The sequence below is a fragment of the Blautia sp. HCP3S3_D9 genome, assembly GCF_052063845.1.
Classification (GTDB): domain Bacteria; phylum Bacillota; class Clostridia; order Lachnospirales; family Lachnospiraceae; genus Blautia_A.
Genome location: NZ_JBQHWS010000194.1, coordinates 1 through 4,363 on the forward strand (window position 1 = coordinate 1; position 4,363 = coordinate 4,363).

Annotated in this window: 2 protein-coding genes and 1 pseudogene; 1 reads left to right on the plus strand and 2 read right to left on the minus strand. The window is 40.9% G+C overall.

What is annotated here, in order from left to right:
- A partial coding sequence (locus tag ACTNES_RS19590; protein ID WP_441040458.1) for a serine hydrolase domain-containing protein occupies positions 1-1,853 on the plus strand: 1,853 nt, incomplete at its 5' end.
- A 163-nt stretch (positions 1,854-2,016) separates the two neighbouring features.
- Here the strand turns inward: ACTNES_RS19590 and eno are convergent.
- The gene (gene eno / locus ACTNES_RS19595; protein ID WP_055058680.1) at positions 2,017-3,321 is read right to left on the minus strand and encodes a phosphopyruvate hydratase; all 1,305 of its coding nucleotides are present in this window, start codon (positions 3,319-3,321) and stop codon (positions 2,017-2,019) included.
- A 416-nt stretch (positions 3,322-3,737) separates the two neighbouring features.
- Positions 3,738-4,363, minus strand: a pseudogene (locus ACTNES_RS19600) (M56 family metallopeptidase); the annotation flags it as partial.

Sequence of the window (4,363 nt, forward strand, 5' to 3'; positions counted from 1 at the left end):
ATTTTCCATTTGATGCACCCTATCAGCAGGCGTTTGAACGCGCGACACCGGAGAGTCAGGGAATTTCTTCGGATCTTTTTGCTGCTCTTCTGCGGGAACTGGATGTTTCGAAAGATACGGAAATGCATCATTTCATGGCACTGCGCCATGGTAGGGTAATCTGCGAATGTTATTTTGCTCCTTATCCGAAGGGAATGTGGCATGTCACACATTCTATGTGCAAAAGCATCACAGGCATGGCGATCGGTATGTTGGTTGAGGAAGGAAAATTAAAGCTTGATGAAAATATTTATGATATATTTTCAGAACATGTAAACGTTTTGTCAAAAATCTTTCGCCCGGTAATCACCGTAGAACATCTGTTGACCATGACAAGTGGAGTAACCTTCAATGAATCAGGAATCGTGTCCGGAAACGACTGGCTCGGAAGCTTCCTGAATTCACCGGTAAATGGCAAGCCTGGAACAGAATTTCAGTACAACAGTCTAAATACTTATGTTCTCTCCGCAATCGTGACAAAACGCACAGGAGAAACCCTGACTGAATATCTGACACCGAGATTGTTTGAGCCACTTGGCATCACGAAGTACTACTGGGAAACCTGTCCCAAAGGCATTACAAAAGGCGGATGGGGGTTATTTATCTGCACCGAGGATATGGCAAAGCTTGGGCAGCTTTATCTGCAGAAAGGAAACTGGAAGGGCCGGCAGCTTATATCTGAGTACTGGGTAGAAATATCCACTGCAAGACATCAGAAAACGCAGAACGATACCTATGGATATGGCTATCAGCTCTGGATGGAACAACGTCCGGGAAGTTTTGAGTATAATGGAATGCTTGGACAGAATGTTGTTATTTACCCGGATATGGATATGGTTCTTGTTACAAATGCGGGAAATAAAGAACTGTTTCAGGACTGTATCATGCTGAATATTATCCGTAAATATTTCCCGGCAGATTATCATCCGGCAGAGATCCTGCCAGAAGATCACCTCTCCTACGGGCTTTTGAAACGACTGTGCGGGGAACTTGAAAACGGAAAAAATAATACTCTCGTTTCTTCTGGATTCAGAGAATCTTCCCTGCGCGGAGGATGGAAAAGAAATACGGCGTCCAGAAGAAATAATTCGGTCCGAAAATATAGTTATCGTACTTCTGTACCTGCTGATTTCCCTTCTGGGTATCGGAGCTTTATGCAAGCGATAAGTGGCAGGACTTATGTTATGGAAAAACAGCATATTGGTATTACACCGTTGTTTATTCAAGTGTTTCATAATAATATGACAGATGGTATCTCTAAGGTTTCTTTCAGATATGATGAGGGAATTTTCTATGTTTCTTTTAATGAAGGTGATGTAGTTCACAGGCTTCCGGTTGGATTCCGTAAGGCTGTAAATGGCTGTGTGGATCTTCATGGGGAACATTACCTTGTAGCTACTCTGGGAGAATTTACAAGAGATGAAAATCGTACACCTGTATTAAAACTGGAAATTACTTTTATTGAAGAATGTGTGAAGCGAAAAGCACATATTTTCTTCCATGAAGATAATGAAATTGAGATCAGATGGAATGAAACACCAGGAAAGAAAATGATTCTGGCAGGGCTGAGTTCTATCACCGAGGAACTGTCTGGGAACTTCCTGTATAATTCACTCCTGGGAGATAATAATATTACGACAGAGCTACTGCACAGACTTATGGAACAGACAATTGAGCCGGTTGTATGGGGACAGGCGGAAGAACCAACAAAAGAAGATGCTATTGAAATTATGGACTTTACAGACAGCACAGGAGACGTAAACGTTTCGGATATGGCATTTACAGATGCTGAAACAGGTAATTTTGAGGAATAAACCAATTATTTTTTACGTCATAGGATATTGCTCTGTAATGTTCCAATGACATAAAAAATTATCATAAAATATACACAAAAATGCATTTCCCACTGAATTGTCAGATGAGAAATGCATTTTTGCTTTTTATGGTTTATTTATGTATAGAAGTAAGGGACTTCTCTTAGTCCTGTTTTACATTGAATGCTTTCATTCCAGGATATACAGCGCTCGCGCCGAGTTCTTCTTCGATGCGGAGAAGCTGGTTGTATTTAGCAACACGCTCGGATCTGCTTGGTGCACCTGTCTTGATCTGGCATGTATTCAGTGCTACTGCAAGGTCAGCGATTGTTGTATCTGCTGTCTCACCGGAACGGTGGGAAGAGATTGCTGTGTAGCCTGCTTTGTGAGCCATCTTGATTGCTTCCAGTGTTTCGGATACAGAACCGATCTGGTTTAATTTAATCAGGATTGCATTACCTGCGCCAAGGCTGATACCCTTTGCAAGTCTTTCTGTATTTGTAACAAACAGGTCATCACCGACAAGCTGTACTTTGTCGCCAAGTCTTGCTGTAAGTTTCTGCCATCCTTCCCAGTCTTCTTCATCCAGACCGTCTTCGATGGAGATGATCGGATATTTCTCGCATAATTTAGCCCAGTGCTCGATGAGTTCTTCGGATGTATACTCTGTTCCTGCCTTTGGAAGTTTGTAGTATCCTTTGCCTTTTTCGCTCTTCCATTCGGAGGAAGCTGCGTCCATAGCAATCTTGAAGTCTTTGCCAGGTTCATATCCGGCTTTCTTAACTGCTTCAAGAATTGTTTCGATTGCTTCTTCATCAGATTTCAGTGCAGGTGCGAAACCACCTTCATCACCTACTGATGTTGCAAGTCCGCGTTCTTTCAGGATAGAAGCAAGTGCGTGGAAGACTTCTGCACACCATCTTAAGCATTCTTTGAAGGAAGGTGCTCCAACTGGCATGATCATAAATTCCTGTACATCTAGACCGGATGATAATGCGTGGCATCCACCGTTTACGATGTTCATCATTGGTACAGGAAGACGGTTTCCGGATACTCCGCCAAGGAAACGATACAGCGGAATCTCAAGAGAGGTTGCTGCTGCTCTGCAGCATGCGATAGATACTGCAAGGATTGCATTTGCACCAAGTTTGGATTTATCTTTTGTTCCGTCTGCTGCGATCATTGCTGCGTCTACTGCATAGATGTCGCTTGCATCGAGACCTTCGATTGCTTCGTTGATTGTTGTGTTGATATTCTCTACTGCTTTCTGTACGCCTTTTCCAAGGTAACGAGCTTTATCTCCATCTCTTAATTCCAGAGCTTCGAATTCTCCTGTAGATGCACCGCTTGGAGCTGTTCCTCTTGCTACAGTGCCATCCATCAGATATACTTCTGCTTCTACTGTCGGATTTCCTCTGGAATCCAGAATTTCTCTTCCAATTACTTTCTCAATTTCTAAGTACATGATAAATCCCCTTTCTGGTTTTGCATTTGGACTCCTGGTACACCGTAGCTTTGATGTACCAAGTGGATCATATCTGAGGTACGGTTTTTCAGCAGAAACGCGATTTCAGCAAGTACAGATCTGATCCGATGTTCCGAAGGTTTCAGCAGATCTTCGGATGGAGTTCAAATGATTTTATTCACGCGAGAGTTTGCTATATCTAACTCTATTGGTTAGTATATTCTACCTTTTGCGAAAATGCAAGAGGGAAATTGAAGGGATATTGAGAAAGTATTTCAGAAAGATGAATGTATTAAAATTTAAGATATTTAAGTTATAAATATTGAATATCAAATTAATAAAAAGATCTCCAGATATTTAAAATAATTCTTAAACATCTGAAGATCTTTTTACTATATATTACATAAATAAGTTTTTAATTAATGAGGGCATTTCGCATATGTAGTAGTATGATCATACTGAGCGTTAGCACTATATCCACATTTTTCACATCTTTGACATTTATAAACTTTTACAGTACATCCTCCAGAAGAATTCTTTGTATGAGTATAAAAAGTTGCTGGAATCATACTATGCGTACATAATGCATAAGTATCTGATGATCTCTGATCTACTATTTGATCTCCGGTTGAATCAACATATACAGTGTCACTTTCAGAAAAATCAATAGATTCTATCATTAGACTGTCATCCATATTATCAAATCCAAAATCATATGTTGAATCATCAGAAATAAATTCTTCAAAACTTTCATCCGATGACGCAACGGGCGCATACGCCATTACCGTCCCAGCACTCGCCACAACTGTCAACGCCGACACTGCCACCATAATTCCTCTCTGTAACATCCCTTTTCTCTTTTCCTTCATCATGTAGTTGATCCTCCTTTTTAATGTTTTAAAATCCTTTCCTTCCTTATTGCTTTTATGTCCGGAAAGGTTATTTTTCCACACGGCTGGACGAATATCAGAAGTTGAAGCCTCTAATACCAGCAAATTTGCATAGTCCTGACGTTTTTCTTTTGTGCATCCATCGACAGCTGCAC